We start from the raw sequence: 16,372 nt of genomic DNA, 5'->3' as shown, positions 1-16,372 counted from the left end.
AACATGGATTTTTCTAAGTTTGATGAATTACCCGATTCTTTATCTGAAGATACATTAGAGAAGTATTTCAATCAGATTGTTGATATTTATGAAAGTGCAAAAGATAATGTCAATTATATTGAATTATCAGAAGCAATATACCAGCTTTCAGAAAGACAATGGAATACTTATAAAATTCTGGACGACAAAATTAAACATAAAATAGATATTTTAATAAAAAATATATTGGATGCAAATTCTTATGATCTAATAGACAATGCTACATCAATAATAGCTTATTTGGGACTTCCAGAAAGCTTTAAAGCATTACAGGAAATGATTAAAGAAAACCCTAGTGAAGAAGTTAGAGAGCTTATAGAGGAAACTATTGAGGAATTAGAAGGAAACTTTGAAAATCCATATTCAGGATTAGAATAAATATAAATACTTTTGGAGGGCGCCACAACTGGCCCCTTCTTTTTTAATTCAACGCAGAAATGGTGCTCTTAATGAAGCGAAAAAATGTGGCCCTTTACATAAGAAAGGGCCTTTTTGATTACTTCAATAAATCTTCAATTTTCGCCTTTGTTTTTGGCCCGTAAATACCGTTTGCAGACAGCTCATGCATCAGATTGTACAGCAGAGCATCGACTTTTTCCTGAATTCTGTAGAAAGACCATAGCGCTTGCACAGATCGGCGACCAATTCAGCGGTATTCTGAACCGCTTCACCGTGAATCTTGTCATTTTTTTCGACATACGTTTCCACGCTGATCGATTTTGCATTGGCGTTCGGTTTAAGGAAACTCACATATCAACTGAACATTTTTTATGATGTGCATGGTATGCGGCTTCATTTTCAAACTTTATCCGGCTGCTACATCGGACGGTTCAACATGCGCTTTTAAAAAGGCGATATAATGGTCAATTGTATCAACCGTCGTGTAAGGCGAGACACTGTAGAATTTCTGGACATAAAGCGGCACGGGCAAACGGCTGTCAGCAGGATAAACGTATGTTTGCTTTTTCGTGCTGCCAAAATAGGTGTGACTGCGGTGCCTTCCCAATGTTTCGGCGATTTTTTCATTGAATTTGTTAATATTCCGCACTTCTTCCTCCGTGATGGCGCCGCTGATTTCTTCGTGATAGCGGACATTTCCCGGATAGAAGCGGAATGTCGTTACAGGTGATACATCATTGGTGACGGCTGCATTCGGAAAAGCCTGCAGGAGTTTTTTTCGAAATGCCAGGTTAACTCTAATGTAATTGGCCAAGATCTCCTGGTAGCCTTCGATTCCGAATGCGAGCAGAGAAGCATAAATCGGTATGCTGCTTCCCATTCGCGAACACTCTAGCGTATAGCTCGTATGATAGCTGCCAAACCCTCTGTTACCGACATAAGGCGTCTCATCCGGATCCAAATCAACGACTTTCAGTGCCTCACGGTTTTTCACCAAGAAAAGGCTTGTGATATAAGGCGTTTGTCCAAGTTTATGAAAATCAAAGACCAAGCTGTCCGCCAGGTGCAAATGCTGAAAATGTTTTTTGTAGCGGGCAAGCGTCTCAAGCACCTCATCTTCAAGATGAAGCGGGTTTCCGATGAAATCGTATCCGTTAAAAAAACCGTACATCCCACCCATCGCCGTATCGGCATGAATATAGACAGGAGGCAAACCGTAGGCGGCCTCTATTTCCTCAGTCACTTTTTTGATACCGGCCAAATCATCGATGCCAAATGAGTCAGTTGTGCCAAGCGTTGCCAATACATAGATCGGATGTCCGCCTTTTTCAATCACGGCTTGCATTTTTTCCCGCAAATCGGCCAGATCCATCGAATGATCGCGATTCGTCTTGACCTTGATCAAATGGTCCGTCCCGATTCCGGAAGCTTCCATCGATTTGTAAAGACTGAAATGCGAAAGCTCTGAACAGAACGCGTACAGGTGATGCGGCGTTCCTTGCTGATTCGCTTCAGGATACGCGCTTGCGATCGCCAGCCTGAGCGACTGAAAAACAGCTCCCTGCCCGCCCCATGTGGTAAAACCGCCGCTCTTGTGCCTGTCATAGCCGACAATGTCCGAAAGCATCGCCGTGATCTGCACTTCCGTCCTTGCTGCAGCCGTGCCGTCTACATCCCATAAATTGTTTCCGTTTAAAAGAACCATTAAAAGATTCCCGGCGATGCTGGCGGTGTTCGGCAAAGGTGTCGCGTTGGCCACATAATGCCTGTTTAAAAAACGGTGGCCGTCAAGCAATTTCAATAGCTCTTCAACGCTTTTTTCCGCCCCGAAGCCTTTTTCCGGCAAGGCGGCCTCTTCAATGACGCTTTGATAGTAGTCAGAGGAAACTTCAGACTCGCGGCCAAGCGTCATCCGGGCGGGATCCTTCAGCCTGTCCATTCCGGCCAATACCGCTTCAAGCAATGCCAGCAGCTGATACCGCGCCTCGTGATTGCCATCCTCGCTCGGAAACATCTGTTGAAAGTCTAACACCATATTCACCCATCTCCTGATCTTTTAAAATGAAAACACTCCGATTAAATTTAAAAAGACAAGTACAATTGCAAGCGGCACAAGGAAACGGAGAAGATAAAACCACACGATAAAAAAGCCTTTCCCCGCTTTTGATCCGCTCTTCATTTCTTCATATAGATCGTGTTTGGACAATTTCAGCGGAATAAAAATCGAAATAAAAAGCGCGCCAAGCGGCAGCAAAATATTGCTGACGACATAATCCGCCGCATCAAAAAACGTCTTCTTAAAAATGAACGGCTCATCGAGCACTCCGTAAGACAAGCAGGAAGGAATGCCGACGGCAAAAATCAAAAGGCCGATCGCCCACGTCCATTTTCCCCTTTTTGTTTGATCGCCTTTTGTAATAGCGGCAACAATGATCTCAATCATCGAAAAAGCCGAAGTCAGGGCAGCAAATAAAAAGGCCGTCAAAAATCCGATAAAAAACAGCATCCCGAATGGAAGCCGGTCAAAAACTGCCGGCAGAACCGTAAATAATAAAGTCGGACCCTGATCGGGCTGAAGCCCGAATGAAAAGACGGCCGGAAAAATCGCCAAACCGGCAAGCAGCGTGACGGCAAGGTTCATGATCACGATCGAGACCGCCGACTTCGGAAGGTTTTGTGACTTTGACAAATAGGAGCTGTACGTTACCATCACAGATACGCCAAGCGTCAACGTAAAGAAAGCTTGTCCGAGCGCAAAAAGAATCGCCTGCGGCGTCAGGCTGCCAAAATCGGGCACAAGCAGAAAACGCACGCCGTCGATCGCATGCTCAAGCGTCAGAGCCCTTAAAACGAGCGCAATAAATAAAATAAATAATAGCGGCATCATAATCGAACTGACGCGCTCGATTCCTTTTTGCACACCCTTCGCCACGACGAGGATCGTCATGATGATAAACGCAAGCTGCGCTGCCAGTGTCTGCAGCGGATCTTGGATGATCGAACCGAAGAGCTCCCCGTATCCGTCCTGCGTGAGACCCGACAATGAACCGGTTACTGCTTTGATGATATAAAGCAAAATCCAGCCGCCGATCACACTGTAAAACGACAGAACAAGGAAGCAGGCGGCGATTCCGATCCAGCCTGTGATCACCCAAGGCGTCCCCGGCGCTATTTTTTGATAGGTGCCGATAGCATCCGATTGGCTTTTTCGGCCTAATATAAATTCCCCCAAAAGCAAGGGGTATCCCAGCAGGATCGTAAATAGGACAAATACAAGGAAAAATGCGCCTCCTCCGCTCGTTCCAGCCACATAGGGAAACTTCCAAATCGCCCCCAGGCCGATGGCGGATCCCCCTGCAGCGAGAACAAATCCAAGTTTGGATGCCCATTTTGCTGTCATTCTGCGATCGCTCATTCATACACATCCTTTCTCTTTCTGTTTCTATTATCTCTTACGGGGCAGCTTTTTTGAAAGTGATCTTTCAAATTCTTATTTTTCCGAAAAAAACAAACAGAAAAAACCGACTGCCTTACAATAGCAGCCGGTTGAAAGGTTATGTCGTCACATATCTTCCGCCGTTGATGTGGATCGTCTGTCCTGTCATATAAGAAGAATCGTCTGAAGCGAGCAGAACATACACCGCAGCGTGTTCAGAAGGCTGTCCGGGCCTTCCCATCGGCGTATTTGTACCGTGTTTTTCCGTTTTTTCCGGCGAAAAAGTAGCCGGAATGAGCGGCGTCCAAATGGGCCCCGGCGCTACCGCGTTGACGCGTATTCCTTTTTTGACAAGGGATGCAGCCATCGAACGGGTAAACGCGACAATCGCACCCTTTGTGCTCGAATAGTCAATCAGCGCCGGACTGCCCTCATAAGCTGTGATCGATGCGGTATTGATAATCGCGCTTCCTTCCCCTAAATGCGGGAGCGCGGCTTTTGTCATGTGAAACATGGAGAAAATATTCGTTCTGAACGTTTGTTCAAGCTGTTCGGTCGAAATATCTTCGATCCCTTTTTGCGGATGCTGTTCGGCAGCGTTGTTGACAAGAATGTCGAGTCCGCCAAAGTGATTCACCGCTTTTTCGACAGATGTTTTGCAATGTGCTTCATCCCCGACATCTCCGGGAATCAAGAGGCATTTTGCGCCTTCCTGTTCGATTCGTTCTTTCGTTTCCTCGGCATCCTTGTGTTCGTCCAAGTACATGACGGCAATGTCCGCACCTTCTTTGGCGTATGCAATGGCGGCCGCTCTGCCGATTCCGCTGTCTCCTCCGGTAATAATGGCGGTTTTTCCTTTTAATTTGCCGCTTCCTTTGTAGTCACGATCTTCCGAGAGCGGAAGGGGCACCATCTTGTGCTCAGCCCCGGGTTGTTTTTCTTGTTTTTGCGCTTTCTGTCCATCCGTCTGTCTGTTTGCCGGATTCATTCGTCTCACCTCTTCACCATTGTTTAGTGCACAGTTACCACGATTCCGGCATCCTTAAACGCAAGAACTCAGCGAGACATGTTTACTGGTCAGACAGAGGCACGCGGATGAGCCGGTCATCTGTCTGTTTTTTTTCGCCTCTTCCGTCGCCATTGTTCGTAATGAAATACAGATCATCTCCGATTACTTTTACATCTCTGATTCTGCCGTATCCGCCAAGCCATTTGACCGCTTTGGCTTCCGCAGGATCGACCCGGAAACCCCCCTCTCCCCGCAGCCCGGCCATATAGAGGACATCCCCTTTCTGCGCTAAACCGGATGGGGCCCACGTTTTTTCTCCCGAATGGATGAGCGGCGCTTTCATTCCCCGCTTCTCATCGCTTCCCTCAATCACCGGCCAGCCATAATTGGCTCCGGGTTCAATTTTGTTCACTTCATCATGTTCAGACTGCCCGTGTTCGGAGCTGTAAAGCTGCCGGCCGATCCATGCGAGGCCTTGCGGATTCCGGTGTCCAAAGCTGTATACATAAGACGAGCGAAAAGGCTGATCAGCAGGGACCGCACCATCAAGCTCCATCCTTAAAATCACCCCCGCCAGCTTTTCAGGCTGCTGGGCCCATTCCCTTTCCCCCGCATCACCTGTCGTGATGTACAGCTTTTGATCGGGCCCGATCGCCATCCGGCCGCCGTTATGAATCACGCCTCCTGGCAAATCGGCAAGCAGCTCCTCCGTTTCCGTCCAAGTAAGACGGTCAAGCGTCAATTTTACGATCCGGTTTTTCAGATGGCTCCCGTCTTTGTATGTATGGTAAACGTATGCCTCCTGATTGTTTTTAAAATCAGGATGGAGCACAAATCCGAGCAGCCCGCCTTCCCCTTCTTGATGAACGGGCTTTTTCAGCTGAAGCTGCATGCGCTCCTTTTTGCCTTCGGCAATGGATACGATTCCCCCGTTTCTTTCGGTAATGAAAAAAATCCCGCCAGTGTGAGCGATCGTCCAAGGTACATCCAAGCGCTCTGCGATGACCTCGGCGCCGCTTCCGCCTTCTTTTGTCGCCGCCGCTTCATTTTCAGCATCAAAATCCCGGCCTTCCGAGCATGCACTCAGAAAAAACAGCATGATCAACATCAGGAATCCTTTTTTCATCGTCTCCCCCTTAAAGGATTTTCTTGATGAATACATTCAAGAACACCGGCATAATTCCCTACTTAAACATACAAAAATCTATTAAAAAACACGCCCTTCGCTGAGAAGGCGTGTGTCCGCATTACTGAGAAACCAATTCCCCGATATATTTAGCCGACGGCCTGAAAATCATGTTGTTATCAGCCTGCTCCAGCACATGGGCGCACCAGCCGACCATTCTCGCTGCCGAAAAAGTAGGGGTAAACAATGCGGCATCAAAATCGATCGCCTTCATGACAGCCGCTGCGTAAAATTCGACATTCGTATAAAGCTTGCGCCCCGGTTTGTATTCTTCCAAAAGGCGGATCGCCGTATTTTCAACATGAAGAGCAAGGTCGATATCCCGGTCGCCCCCGGCAATTTCCTCAGCTTTCACCCTTAAAGCCTTCGCTCTCGGATCATGCGTTTTATAGACGCGGTGTCCAAATCCCATCAGTCTCTCGCCTTTTTCAAGCTTCTCTCTTATATAGCTTTCTGCGTGCTGTTTTTCCCCGATGCCTTCCAGCATATCGGTAACCGCTGACGGCGCTCCGCCGTGCAAAGGTCCTTTCATTGTGCCAAGTGCAGATGTGACGGCAGAAACAAGATCGGATTCCGTAGACACCGTAACCCTTGCCGAAAAGGTTGAAGCGTTCATGCCGTGTTCCATCGCAAGAATCATGTACGTTTCGAGCGCTTTTTTCTGAGCTTCTGTCGGGCGCTTTCCTTTCAGCATGTAAAAATAATGTTCCACAAAGCCAAGCTCATCCAGCGGCTGAACAGGCTCTTTGCCATCAGTCAGCCTTTTTCTGAAGGCGATAATCGACGGGGCGGCTGCTATCAGTCTGAGAGCCTGCTCCATTGTCGGCTTGAACGCAAACGATTTATCCCCGAATGAAGAAACGGCCGTGCGAAGAACCGCCATATCGTCTAATTCGGCAGGAAGGCTGCGGATCAATCGCTCGCATGCTTCTGGCAGCACACGGAATGAAGCGAGCATCTCATTGAATTGGCTGAGTTCCGCTTCCGTCGGAAATGACCCGTTGAGTATCAGATAAGCGACTTCTTCAAATGTGGATGTAAGCGCCAGTTCATCAGCATTGTACCCTCTGTAGATCAGCTTTCCCTCTTCACCGTCAATGCGGCTGATGGCTGTTTCAACACAAGTAATCCCTTTTAATCCATGATAAACCATATCAATTCCTCCTTTTTCCTTTGTAAATATCATTATAGTTGATATAATATTTAAAAAATATTGAATTATATTGATGTCTTTGATTAACAAAATTAATCAGGAGGACTGCAATGGATTTTAAATGGCTTCATACCTTTGTTACTGCCGCAAAATACGAAAATTTCAGAAAGACGGCGGAAACCTTATTTATTTCTCAGCCGACCGTCACCGTTCAAATTAAACTGCTTGAGGAAGAACTCGGGTGCCAGCTGTTCACCCGCAAAGGAAGAAGCATTCATTTAACGAAAGAAGGCCGCGCTTACCTTCCTTTCGCCCTTCGCCTGCTGGAAGACTATGAATCGAGCATGGCAGAGCTTCACAGAATCAGACAGGGCTATTCGCAGACATTGAATCTAGCGGTTTCACCGCTTATCGCCGATACGATTCTCCCATTTGTATTAAAAAAATACACAGCGCTGCATCCGAATTCGGAGATCAAAGTAAAGATCGCCGAATCAGCTGAAATCGCTCCCCTGATTTCAGCCGGCCATGCAGATATCGGTTTAAGCTGCTTAAACGTGCAATCGTCAAACCTGAACTGCTATTCCATGTACAGCGATCCCGTGATTTTGGTCGCCCCTCATGACGGCCGCGATTCAGAACAAGCGCCGCCGCTCGATGTCGAAGATTTGCTTGAAGAATATTTGCTGTTGACCCATAATCACCCCGAATACTGGGACGACCTCGTCAGGCAGCTGAGGATCAAATTTCCGTTCGTCAGAACAATGCTCGTAAGCCAAACGCATATTACGAAACGATTTATTTCAGAAGGACTCGGTATATCATTTTTGCCGCTGTCGACTGTGCGCCGCGAGCTGATGGAAGGAAGATTAATAGAGGTGCCGTGCGATTTCATGAAGCTTCCTGTTGCAGGGGGATATGCAATTAGTCTGAAAGATAATGAGAAGGTCGAACACTTTTTAGCGTTTTTAGCCGAGTTCCGTTTCTAAACGAAAAAAAACCCGTTCATCATGATGAACGGGCTTGTCCCTGCAACATTAGAAGCGTTTTGCTCCAAGATAGCGGGGCTTCCAATAGCTGTTTGTCATATCGCTGATCGTTACGCCGTCAGAACCGGCATGAACGAATTGATTGTTTCCGATGTAAACCCCCATATGCGAAGGTCCCGGCTGATATGTCGTGAAGAATACGAAATCACCTACTGCAGGGCTTGATACGCTCTTCATCGAATTCCAGTAACCGGCTGTGTTCGTTCTCGCCACATTTGTCTGTTTATTGAGGATGTACCAGACAAATCCGCTGCAGTCAAATCCTGATGTAGATGTTCCGCCCCATTTATAAGGCGTTCCGATAAGGGCTTTTGCATCTGAAACAAGCTTTGACGTATTCAGCGCTGAAGAGGTTTGCGCAGGTGCCTTACTTGTTTTGCTTGAAGAAGAAGGCTTTGTTGTTGATGCAGCTTTTACGCTTTTCGTCCCTTTAACTTTTAATACTTGTCCAATCCGGATTAAATCTGTTTTTAAACCATTCAGAGACTTCAGTTCATTGACGGTCATGCCGTATGTCCGAGAAATTTTCCAAAGGCTGTCTCCCTTGACCACTTTATGCGTAGCTGATGAAGCTTGCGACGCTTTTGCAGACGATGAACTGCTTCCATTGATCGACAACCTCTGCCCTATGTAAATGATATCGGATTTCAGCTTGTTTTCCTGTTTAATCTTGCTGATACTTGTACCGTACTTCTTCGAAAATCCCCATAACGTATCCCCTTTTTTCACCGTTATGGTTTGCGCGGAAGCCGCTCCCGCAAATAAAGTTGATCCTAAAACAACCGCTGATGCTGCTGTTATGACTTGTTTTTTCATGTTGTCCTCCCAATAGCAGAATATTTTATATTTTTAAAGGCGAAAATTAGCAGTTTCATTTTTTTTGAGAACGGCTGCTTCAGCCCTTCCTCTGTTTCTATTATAAGGAGGGAATTCCATCAGGTATAGTCTTGACTTACTATGTCAAATTCCTTAATTATTCGTTTTTAAAAAAAGTTTTTAAGGGTAGATAATATTTCATTTACATTTCAAAGGTAACTTAAATACTACATTTTCGCACTTTCCGGGAGCCAAAATTACAATTTTAGAAAGAGTATTAAATCCTTTATTTTACATTTTTATGATTAACTTATAAAACTGGACAAACATTCTTTTATTTGGCATAGTGACGGTCGTCGTTGCGCTTTAAAATAAAAAAGGCTGCCCGAATGCAGCCTGAAACTTTTTATAAATATCTGCGATGGACAGCCTTTCCATCATAGGAAAACATGACGGGCTTATCTTCGAGCACGGTTTCGACATGCACGCTTCTTCCCCATAGCTGGTGAAGGTAAGGCAGAACTTTTTCAAGATACTTTAAATCGAGTTCGATCCCTTCATACCAATGCTTAATGTATAATTCATTGTTCTTTAAGTAATCTCCGTCCTCAACTGTCAAATAAGGAAATCCTCCGTTGACTCTCATGCTGACAAGCTGATCGCGCACAGCCTCCCAATCCTTGTCAACGATTTTATAATCCCTTCCCTGTTTTTGAAACAAGTAGAGATCTTCCCGCATCACGAGATCTTTCGTTAAATAGTTTCTGATAAATGAAATGTCTGATTCGATCTCCCTGACTTCAAATATTTTTTCTCTCCCCGAGTTCGGCTTTACACCCATCTTCTTCATATCTTCTGTCGGGTTGTTGTAGCGCTCCTCTATGTCCTCAAATATTTTCAATCCGAGATAATAAGGATTGATGCCCGTTTTGGACGGCTGAACCACTCCCGCGTTGAGCTTGGCGAATTCGATCGCTTCACTTGATGTCAGCTCAAGCTCGCGGATGATTCGCTGATGCCAATAGGACGCCCATCCTTCATTCATGATTTTCGTTTCAAGCTGCGGCCAGAAATACAGCATTTCCTCTCTCATCATCGTTAAGATGTCGCGCTGCCAAGGTTCCAGCTCCCGCGAATGTTCTTCAATGAACAGCAGAATGTCTTTTTCCGGCTTCGGCGGAAACTTTTTTTTCGTCCTTTTCTTCTTCTCTTTCGATCCTTTGTGATCCAGTTCCCAGAGGTCGTCATAAAGAGTGGGCGGCGCGTCTGTTTCTTCTTCCTCTTCGTCATCTATGCTCCACGACAGCTTCGGCCTTACGAGCGAAGGGTCAATGTGTTCTTCAATCGCCAGCACCGCATCGAGAAATGCTTCGACTTCTTTTGAACCGTGGACCGTCTCATAATGTTTAATCCGCTCTGCTGTCGCCGACATGCTTTCAACCATATCGCGCTTCGTATTTTGAAAACGACAGTTATTTTTAAAGAAATCACAATGAGCCAGGACGTGTGCGACAATCAGCTTATTTTGAATCAATGAATTGCTGTCCAGCAAAAACGCGTAACACGGATTTGAATTAATGACAAGCTCATATATTTTGCTCAAGCCAAAGTCATAGTGAAGCTTCATTTTGTGAAATTGCTTGCCGAAACTCCAGTGGCTGTATCTTGTCGGCATCCCGTATGCGCCGAATGTATAAATGATTTCAGCCGGACAAATTTCATATCTCATCGGATAAAAATCCAGGCCGAATCCTTCCGCGATCTCCGTAATTTCTGCTATCGCCCGCTGCAGCTCTTTTTGCTCCCGTATGCTCAATACTCAAATCCCCCCCGGTTGGACTTCTCTTTATTGTATGAGCCGGGTTTTGAAAAGATGAAAGGCAGCTGTCGGTTTGACAGCTGCCTCTTTGGTCAGTTCGCTATTTGCATGTCAAGGGATGAAGCAAAGCTCTCATAGCGGATGTTTTCCATCGAAACGCCCAGATTTTGCAATCCTTCAATCACGCTTTTCATAAATGAAAGCGGGCCGCATACATAAAATTCGCCATTTGGATCTTTCACGATCGATTTCAAAAGCTCTTCATTCACCCGGCCTTTTACAGTATGATCTTCCGTCGCTTCAGCATCCCTGCTGTAGACAAACAGGAGACGGTTCGCCGAATTGGCGCCGAGCAGCTTTTCCGTTTCTTCCTTGAAAGCGTGATGCTGTTCAGATTTTGCAGCGTGCACGAATGTGATCTCGCGGCTGCTTTCTTTTTGTGCCAATGTTTGCACCATGCTCATGACAGGCGTGATGCCTGATCCGGCGCTGATGAAGTAAACCGGACGATCCGTTCCTTCGGAAAGGGTGAAGTCTCCGGCCGGAGCGCTCACTTCCAAGCTGCCCCCGATTTCCATGTTCTCATGCAGATAGCTTGATACCCTTCCGACCGGTTGCCCTTCCTCCGCTTCCAGTTTGACTGAAATGCGGTAGTAGTCTTTATTCCAGGCATCTGACAAGCTGTACTGCCTTGTTAAGAAATATGGTTCGCCGGGAATTTTAATGCGGACAGATACGTACTGTCCGGGACTGAAAGCGGGCAAATCCGTTCCATCGGCAGGCTTCAAATAAAAGGAAGTAATCGTAGCGGATTCGACCCGCTTATCCATGATGACAAACGGTTTAAATCCTTCCCAGTTTCCATCCTGCTTTTTGTCTTCTTCATACATTTGTTTTTCGACTTCAATAAATACGCGGGCGATCTCTTCATAGGCTTCTGCCCATGCCTGGAGAATGTCCTCTGTCGCAGCTTCGCCGAGCACGATTTCAATGGCTTCCAATAGGTGCTGACCGACAATAGGATAGTGCTCTGGTTTCACATGCAAACTTTTGTGTTTATGTCCGATTTGTTTGACAACCGGCAGCAGGTCTCCGAGCCGGTCGATGTTCTCAGCCGCCTGCAAAACAGTAAAAGCCAAAGCTTTCGGCTGTCCGCCGGTTTGCTGGCGGGACATGTTGAAGATATTTTTCAATTCAGGGTGCGCATTAAACATCCGCTTGTAAAAACAAGTGGTGATCTCTGTTCCCTTTTCTTTTAAAACAGGGGCGGTCGATTTGACAATTTGCATGGTTTTTTCAGATAGCATAACGCTTTCTCCTCTCCAGTCACTTTAAAAATGTATTTGAAATACATCTTTAAAGGTGCAATAAGATCTTTTTTAAATGGGACTGTTACTTTTGATTAAAGATGTATTTAAGATACATCTTTATACTAGACTTTTAATGGAATTAAAGCAATATTTTCAAGGAATGTTTTATATTTTTGTAACAATTTCCGCTCCACCCTCATAACCGAAGGCAAATGTGATAAGATAATGGAAACTTGTTTGATTGAGGTCATGCGATGAAATTAACAAATTATACGGATTACTCATTGAGGGTACTGATTTTTCTAGCAACCAAAAACTCAAACGAGCTTGTCAATATTAAAGACATCGCCGATTCTTATTCCATTTCAAAAAACCACCTTATGAAGGTGATTTACGAGCTTGGCAAGCTTGGCTACGTTGAAACGATTCGGGGCCGCAACGGCGGGATTCGTCTCGGAAAAGCGCCTGAACTGATTAATATCGGTGAAGTCATAAGACATACAGAAGATGATTTTAACCTTGTCGAGTGTTTTAACGGTGAAAAAAACCATTGTATACTTTCTCCGATCTGCGGATTAAAGCATGTTTTAAACAAAGCCCTTTCCGCCTATTTGGACGTATTGGATCAATACACTCTGCAGGATATTATCATTAATCAGGACCATATACGTAAATTATTGAGTTAACGAAGGAAGCCGCTTCCTTCGTTTTTTTTTTGCTATAAGGTAAAAATATTCACATTGATGATCGCATTGGTCACCGGGTGAAAATACACCTCGGCGTGCGCCGAAAATGATTTGCCTTCCTGATTGACGGTTACCCTGAAGACATCTTTTGTCTCTTCATCATTGACTTGTGTGCGCCCTAAATATTCATAATCCTCGAACTTTGCGCCTTCGTATTTTTCTTCAAGCGCGCTCCAGGCGATTCTCTCCCACCGTTCAGGCGCATCGGAAACACCTGCTTGAAAGTGGCTTTTCGCCGGGAATGATAAAAGCGTTAGTATGCAAAAAAAGTACGTGCAATATCGTTTTTTCATTTCCATTCGCTCCGCATGTATTGTACATACGTTAGCTTGACCGGAAATGGCGAATGTCATGCAGACATTTTTCGCGGTCTAGCGTATACCATCCTCATATTTCTAGGCCGCCAAACAAAGGAGACCAAGTTTTGCCCGGAGAAAAAAACAACCCGCCACATAAAATAATCATGACTCCTCAGAAAGAAGGGAGAGTGGCGAAATTGAATTACGCTGATTATGACAAAGCTTTGTACTATACGCACCGCTCGCAGTGGGACAACCTGCTGATCCTGATGGTGCGGACAGAAGACGATTTATTATCAAAGCGGATCGAACATTTTTTACACGCCTACAATTTTGAAAGAGATGACGCCATTGTTGAGAAAAGGCTTTATGATCTGCTGCAGTACATTGATCACGCCTCATTTTCGGGACACGAACACGAAAACGGCGTGCTTGTTTTTACGTAAAATAAGCCTGGCGCTCTAATCGGCGTCAGGCTTTTTGAAATTCGGCAAAGAGCAGAAGCTCTTCCATTACATTTTTGATATTGGCTTTGGCTGCTTCAGTAACCGTTTGGTGTTCCTCATCAATATGAATCGGATCGAGCACAAGCTGCTTTGTGATGACGTTCGCATAAACGCCGCGCGCGACAATGCGCATATTGGCGAGCGCGTTCATCCCGCCTTTGCCGCCTCCTGCACAAGCAAAAAGCGCCACCGGTTTGCCCGAGAACTGTTCATTGCTTAAAAAATCGAGCGCATTTTTCAAAGCGCCGCTCATACCGCTGTGGTATTCGGGAGATAATAAAACGACAGCATCTGCTTCTTTGACCGAAGCTTTCAGTTTTTGGACATTTTCCAGCGAGCTCTGCTCTTCATCTCCGTTGAAAATCGGTAGGATGAACTCGCTTAAATCGATAAGCTCCGCCTGATACGTGCGGGCGATATAGGAAGCGGCGATCCGCGTTCTGCCTTGTTTTCTCGCGGTTCCGCTGATTACGGTTATTTTCATTTGCTCATCTCCCGTCATTTTGTTGTAGTCCGTGTTTTACTGCAAAGAGCGCGGCTTGCGTGCGATCGGATAAGCCTAGCTTTGACAGCAGATTGGATACATGGGTTTTCACTGTTTTTTCGCTGATAAATAAAGATGTGGCAATTTCCTTGTTGCTTTTCCCTTTTGTAATTTCCAATAAAACATCTTTTTCTCTATTTGTCAATTGATGTATTTTTTCTTTCTCATCAGCCTGTGACACATGGTGAAAGACGTGGGACATGATGCTTGGATCCAAGGAGTATTTCCCTCCATAAACAGCGCGTATCGTCTCGACAAGTTCATCAGGCTCGGCGTCTTTCAGCTGATAGGCAGAGGCTCCCGCCTGGATGGCGGGAATCACATAGCTTTCGTCCGCATAGCTTGTCAGCGCTATGATTTTGACAGACGGATATTCTTTTTTTATTCGCTTAGTCGCCTCAATTCCGTCCATTTCAGGCATTGATAAATCCATTAATACGATGTCTGCTTCCCGTTTTCGCAAGACATCGAGCGCCTCGATTCCTGTCGATGCCCCTCCGACAACGTCAAAATCGCTTTTTGTTTTGAAAAAAAACAAGAGGCCTTTTCTGACAATATGATGATCATCGGCAATGATGATTTTCACCTGTTCCATCCTGCCTCCCCCTTCTCCTTCAAAGGCAAAACCGCCCGGATTTTCGTCCCCTTACCGATTGCGGAGTTGATCAAAAACGTGCCGCCCGCTTTTTCCGTCCGCTCCTTCATTCCTTTCAGCCCAAGCGTCGGAAGCCCCGCGTCAGGATCGTACTGAAACCCTTTGCCGTCATCTTCGATTTCCAAGACGGCAGACGACTGGAATACATCGATTTTCACTTGTATGCGGCTTGCACCGGCATGCTTTTTGCAATTGTTGAGAGCTTCCTGGCTCAGCCGCCACATCAATTCCTCAACAGAAGGCGGTAGACGGAGCACACCGCTGAGCTTGAACATCACCTGAAGGCCGAGCACTTCCGCATATTTTTCAAGTGCCGCCGCCAACCCTTCTTCCAAGCCCTGGGGCCTGAGCTGCCAAATTAACGCCCGCATCTCAAGCAGCGCTTCATGAGAAAGATGTTGCATAAACTCGAGCATTTCCCTGATCTCAGGCTGGTCTGTCATTTCACCCGCCGCTTTAGCGGTCAAGCTAAGCGAAAAAAGCATTTGATTGACGGAATCATGCAAGTCCTGAGCCAATCTGTTTCTTTCGGTCAGCAGCATGTGTTTTTGCTGTTGTTCAGCAAGCCGCATCCGTTTGATCGCCATTCCGATTTGCAGAGCTACAGCTTCGAGAAGCGCCAGTTCTCCGCGGCTGAAATGAATTTTGCCCGGAGCCGCAACGTTCAGTAAACCGAACCGTTTCTTCTGGTCGCTGAGCGGGACGGTTGCATGGTGTGTGATACCTTCCGGATCTCCAGTTTTCTGTTTCATAGCCGTCGTAATCCGCCGGCAATGGATGATATTTTTCGCCCTGTCCAGCTTTTCGTCCCTATATTGTTCAAGACAGTAGCAGCTTCCTTCGCATAATAAACGGTTGTGCCGGTAAGAAAGCGCCTGGGGCAGGCGGACCGAAGCGGCCAGTTCAAAGTTCCCCTTTTCATCGATCAGAAACAGCCACGCCGTTTTGAGCCCTGTTAAGCGGAGCAGCTTTTTTAAAACAGCATGAAGCGTTTCTTTTAGATAGTTCCCTTCGTTTAACGTTTCCGCTATTTCTTTGAGCGTTTTCAATTTTTCAAACTGCGTGTCTTCCCGCAAAAGCTTCATCCCCTTAAACCGGAGTTTCTTTTATTATATCGATATTTGCTAAAAAAAAGCCGCTCTCATGAGATGAACTTTTCTAAGACTTTTGACCGAGAAGGGACAAAGCGAATCGTTAAGCTTCTTTTTCCCAAAACAATTCATCAAGCGTTTTATCCAGCGCCTTTGCAATCGCGATGCAAAGGTGCAATGTCGGATTGTATTTATTTTTTTCGATCAGCCCGATCGTCTGCCTTGTCACATTGACCCGCTCGGCAAGCTGGGCTTGTGTCAAAGACTTTTCGATCCGGGCGAGTTTGACCCGGTTAACCATATGCTCACCCGCCG

The 16,372-nt window shown here is 46.0% G+C and carries 18 protein-coding genes and 1 pseudogene; 4 read left to right on the top strand and 15 right to left on the bottom strand.

Going from position 1 to position 16,372, the window contains the following annotated elements; all coding sequences use genetic code 11:
- Window positions 1–3: 3 nt before the first annotated feature.
- Window positions 4–417, top strand: a complete 414-nt coding sequence (locus MHH76_RS05385) for a hypothetical protein (protein ID WP_023856519.1) — start codon at window positions 4–6, stop codon at window positions 415–417.
- A 118-nt stretch (window positions 418–535) separates the two neighbouring features.
- Here the strand turns inward: MHH76_RS05385 and MHH76_RS05380 are convergent, their stop codons facing one another.
- The 7 genes and pseudogenes from MHH76_RS05380 to MHH76_RS05350 all read right to left on the bottom strand — a co-directional run bounded on the left by MHH76_RS05380 (window position 536) and on the right by MHH76_RS05350 (window position 7,222).
- Window positions 536–670: a hypothetical protein gene (locus MHH76_RS05380; RefSeq protein ID WP_023856518.1), complete on the bottom strand. Its 135-nt coding sequence runs from the start codon at window positions 668–670 to the stop codon at window positions 536–538.
- Window positions 643–839, bottom strand: a pseudogene (locus MHH76_RS05375) (N-acetylmuramoyl-L-alanine amidase); the annotation flags it as partial. The pseudogene MHH76_RS05375 and the gene MHH76_RS05380, both read right to left, overlap by 28 nt.
- Window positions 840–844: 5 nt before the next feature.
- Window positions 845–2,473 carry a pyridoxal-dependent decarboxylase gene (locus MHH76_RS05370; protein WP_020450729.1) on the bottom strand — a complete coding sequence of 543 codons (1,629 nt, stop codon included), beginning with the start codon at window positions 2,471–2,473 and terminating at the stop codon, window positions 845–847.
- A 21-nt stretch (window positions 2,474–2,494) separates the two neighbouring features.
- On the bottom strand, window positions 2,495–3,853 hold the full coding sequence (locus MHH76_RS05365; protein WP_020450728.1) for a sodium-dependent transporter: 1,359 nt from the start codon (window positions 3,851–3,853) through the stop codon (window positions 2,495–2,497).
- Window positions 3,854–3,992: 139 nt separating this feature from the next.
- Entirely contained in the window at window positions 3,993–4,862 is an 870-nt protein-coding gene (locus tag MHH76_RS05360; protein WP_020450727.1) for an SDR family oxidoreductase, read from the bottom strand.
- An 82-nt stretch (window positions 4,863–4,944) separates the two neighbouring features.
- Window positions 4,945–6,009 (bottom strand): PQQ-dependent sugar dehydrogenase, encoded by a 1,065-nt coding sequence (locus MHH76_RS05355; RefSeq protein ID WP_035339111.1) that lies wholly within the window; start codon window positions 6,007–6,009, stop codon window positions 4,945–4,947.
- 121 nt (window positions 6,010–6,130) lie between these two features.
- A complete protein-coding gene (locus MHH76_RS05350; protein ID WP_025811804.1) occupies window positions 6,131–7,222 on the bottom strand; it encodes a citrate synthase/methylcitrate synthase in 1,092 nt (363 codons plus the stop codon).
- Window positions 7,223–7,332: 110 nt separating this feature from the next.
- Between MHH76_RS05350 and MHH76_RS05345 the strand changes: the two genes are divergently transcribed.
- Window positions 7,333–8,211, top strand: a complete 879-nt coding sequence (locus tag MHH76_RS05345) for a LysR family transcriptional regulator (protein ID WP_025811806.1) — start codon at window positions 7,333–7,335, stop codon at window positions 8,209–8,211.
- 48 nt (window positions 8,212–8,259) lie between these two features.
- On the opposite strand, the gene MHH76_RS05340 is transcribed toward MHH76_RS05345, so the two are convergent.
- The 3 genes from MHH76_RS05340 to hmpA form a co-directional block, all read right to left on the bottom strand.
- A complete protein-coding gene (locus MHH76_RS05340) occupies window positions 8,260–9,087 on the bottom strand; it encodes a C40 family peptidase (protein WP_026579990.1) in 828 nt (275 codons plus the stop codon).
- Window positions 9,088–9,493: 406 nt separating this feature from the next.
- Entirely contained in the window at window positions 9,494–10,903 is a 1,410-nt protein-coding gene (locus MHH76_RS05335) for a SpoVR family protein (RefSeq protein WP_020450722.1), read from the bottom strand.
- Window positions 10,904–10,998: 95 nt separating this feature from the next.
- Complete coding sequence (gene hmpA / locus MHH76_RS05330; RefSeq protein ID WP_020450721.1) at window positions 10,999–12,213, bottom strand: NO-inducible flavohemoprotein; 1,215 nt, start codon at window positions 12,211–12,213, stop codon at window positions 10,999–11,001.
- 257 nt (window positions 12,214–12,470) lie between these two features.
- Between hmpA and nsrR the strand changes: the two genes are divergently transcribed.
- Window positions 12,471–12,902 carry a nitric oxide-sensing transcriptional repressor NsrR gene (gene nsrR, locus MHH76_RS05325; RefSeq protein ID WP_020450720.1) on the top strand — a complete coding sequence of 144 codons (432 nt, stop codon included), beginning with the start codon at window positions 12,471–12,473 and terminating at the stop codon, window positions 12,900–12,902.
- A gap of 32 nt (window positions 12,903–12,934) precedes the next feature.
- Here the strand turns inward: nsrR and MHH76_RS05320 are convergent, their stop codons facing one another.
- Entirely contained in the window at window positions 12,935–13,255 is a 321-nt protein-coding gene (locus MHH76_RS05320; protein ID WP_020450719.1) for a YqzG/YhdC family protein, read from the bottom strand.
- A 203-nt stretch (window positions 13,256–13,458) separates the two neighbouring features.
- Between MHH76_RS05320 and MHH76_RS05315 the strand changes: the two genes are divergently transcribed.
- Window positions 13,459–13,707, top strand: a complete 249-nt coding sequence (locus MHH76_RS05315) for a YhdB family protein (protein WP_003180102.1) — start codon at window positions 13,459–13,461, stop codon at window positions 13,705–13,707.
- A gap of 25 nt (window positions 13,708–13,732) precedes the next feature.
- Here the strand turns inward: MHH76_RS05315 and MHH76_RS05310 are convergent, their stop codons facing one another.
- From MHH76_RS05310 to MHH76_RS05295, 4 genes are all read right to left on the bottom strand, one after another.
- Entirely contained in the window at window positions 13,733–14,251 is a 519-nt protein-coding gene (locus MHH76_RS05310; protein ID WP_020450717.1) for an NADPH-dependent FMN reductase, read from the bottom strand.
- A 4-nt stretch (window positions 14,252–14,255) separates the two neighbouring features.
- The gene (locus MHH76_RS05305; RefSeq protein WP_043054253.1) at window positions 14,256–14,906 is read right to left on the bottom strand and encodes a response regulator transcription factor; all 651 of its coding nucleotides are present in this window, start codon (window positions 14,904–14,906) and stop codon (window positions 14,256–14,258) included.
- Window positions 14,894–16,042, bottom strand: a complete 1,149-nt coding sequence (locus MHH76_RS05300) for a GAF domain-containing sensor histidine kinase (protein ID WP_020450715.1) — start codon at window positions 16,040–16,042, stop codon at window positions 14,894–14,896. The genes MHH76_RS05305 and MHH76_RS05300 overlap by 13 nt, the downstream gene beginning before the upstream one ends.
- Before the next feature lie 118 nt (window positions 16,043–16,160).
- Window positions 16,161–16,358, bottom strand: a complete 198-nt coding sequence (locus MHH76_RS05295; protein WP_020450714.1) for a helix-turn-helix transcriptional regulator — start codon at window positions 16,356–16,358, stop codon at window positions 16,161–16,163.
- Window positions 16,359–16,372: the final 14 nt, after the last annotated feature.

Source organism: Bacillus sp. FSL L8-0193 (assembly GCF_037976065.1).
Classification (GTDB): Bacteria; Bacillota; Bacilli; order Bacillales; family Bacillaceae; genus Bacillus; species Bacillus paralicheniformis.
This window is presented reverse-complemented; position numbering and strand designations above follow the sequence as displayed.

What these genes read in the sequence shown, in the direction of transcription:
- MHH76_RS05385 (WP_023856519.1), top strand. Translation starts at nt 4, where the DNA reads ATGGATTTTTCTAAGTTTGATGAATTACCCGATTCTTTATCTGAAGAT.
- MHH76_RS05370 (WP_020450729.1), bottom strand. Translation starts at nt 2,473, where the DNA reads ATGGTGTTAGACTTTCAACAGATGTTTCCGAGCGAGGATGGCAATCAC.
- MHH76_RS05365 (WP_020450728.1), bottom strand. Translation starts at nt 3,853, where the DNA reads ATGAGCGATCGCAGAATGACAGCAAAATGGGCATCCAAACTTGGATTT.
- MHH76_RS05360 (WP_020450727.1), bottom strand. Translation starts at nt 4,862, where the DNA reads ATGAATCCGGCAAACAGACAGACGGATGGACAGAAAGCGCAAAAACAA.
- MHH76_RS05355 (WP_035339111.1), bottom strand. Translation starts at nt 6,009, where the DNA reads ATGAAAAAAGGATTCCTGATGTTGATCATGCTGTTTTTTCTGAGTGCA.
- MHH76_RS05350 (WP_025811804.1), bottom strand. Translation starts at nt 7,222, where the DNA reads ATGGTTTATCATGGATTAAAAGGGATTACTTGTGTTGAAACAGCCATC.
- MHH76_RS05345 (WP_025811806.1), top strand. Translation starts at nt 7,333, where the DNA reads ATGGATTTTAAATGGCTTCATACCTTTGTTACTGCCGCAAAATACGAA.
- MHH76_RS05340 (WP_026579990.1), bottom strand. Translation starts at nt 9,087, where the DNA reads ATGAAAAAACAAGTCATAACAGCAGCATCAGCGGTTGTTTTAGGATCA.
- hmpA (WP_020450721.1), bottom strand. Translation starts at nt 12,213, where the DNA reads ATGCTATCTGAAAAAACCATGCAAATTGTCAAATCGACCGCCCCTGTT.
- nsrR (WP_020450720.1), top strand. Translation starts at nt 12,471, where the DNA reads ATGAAATTAACAAATTATACGGATTACTCATTGAGGGTACTGATTTTT.
- MHH76_RS05320 (WP_020450719.1), bottom strand. Translation starts at nt 13,255, where the DNA reads ATGAAAAAACGATATTGCACGTACTTTTTTTGCATACTAACGCTTTTA.
- MHH76_RS05310 (WP_020450717.1), bottom strand. Translation starts at nt 14,251, where the DNA reads ATGAAAATAACCGTAATCAGCGGAACCGCGAGAAAACAAGGCAGAACG.
- MHH76_RS05305 (WP_043054253.1), bottom strand. Translation starts at nt 14,906, where the DNA reads ATGGAACAGGTGAAAATCATCATTGCCGATGATCATCATATTGTCAGA.
- MHH76_RS05295 (WP_020450714.1), bottom strand. Translation starts at nt 16,358, where the DNA reads ATGGTTAACCGGGTCAAACTCGCCCGGATCGAAAAGTCTTTGACACAA.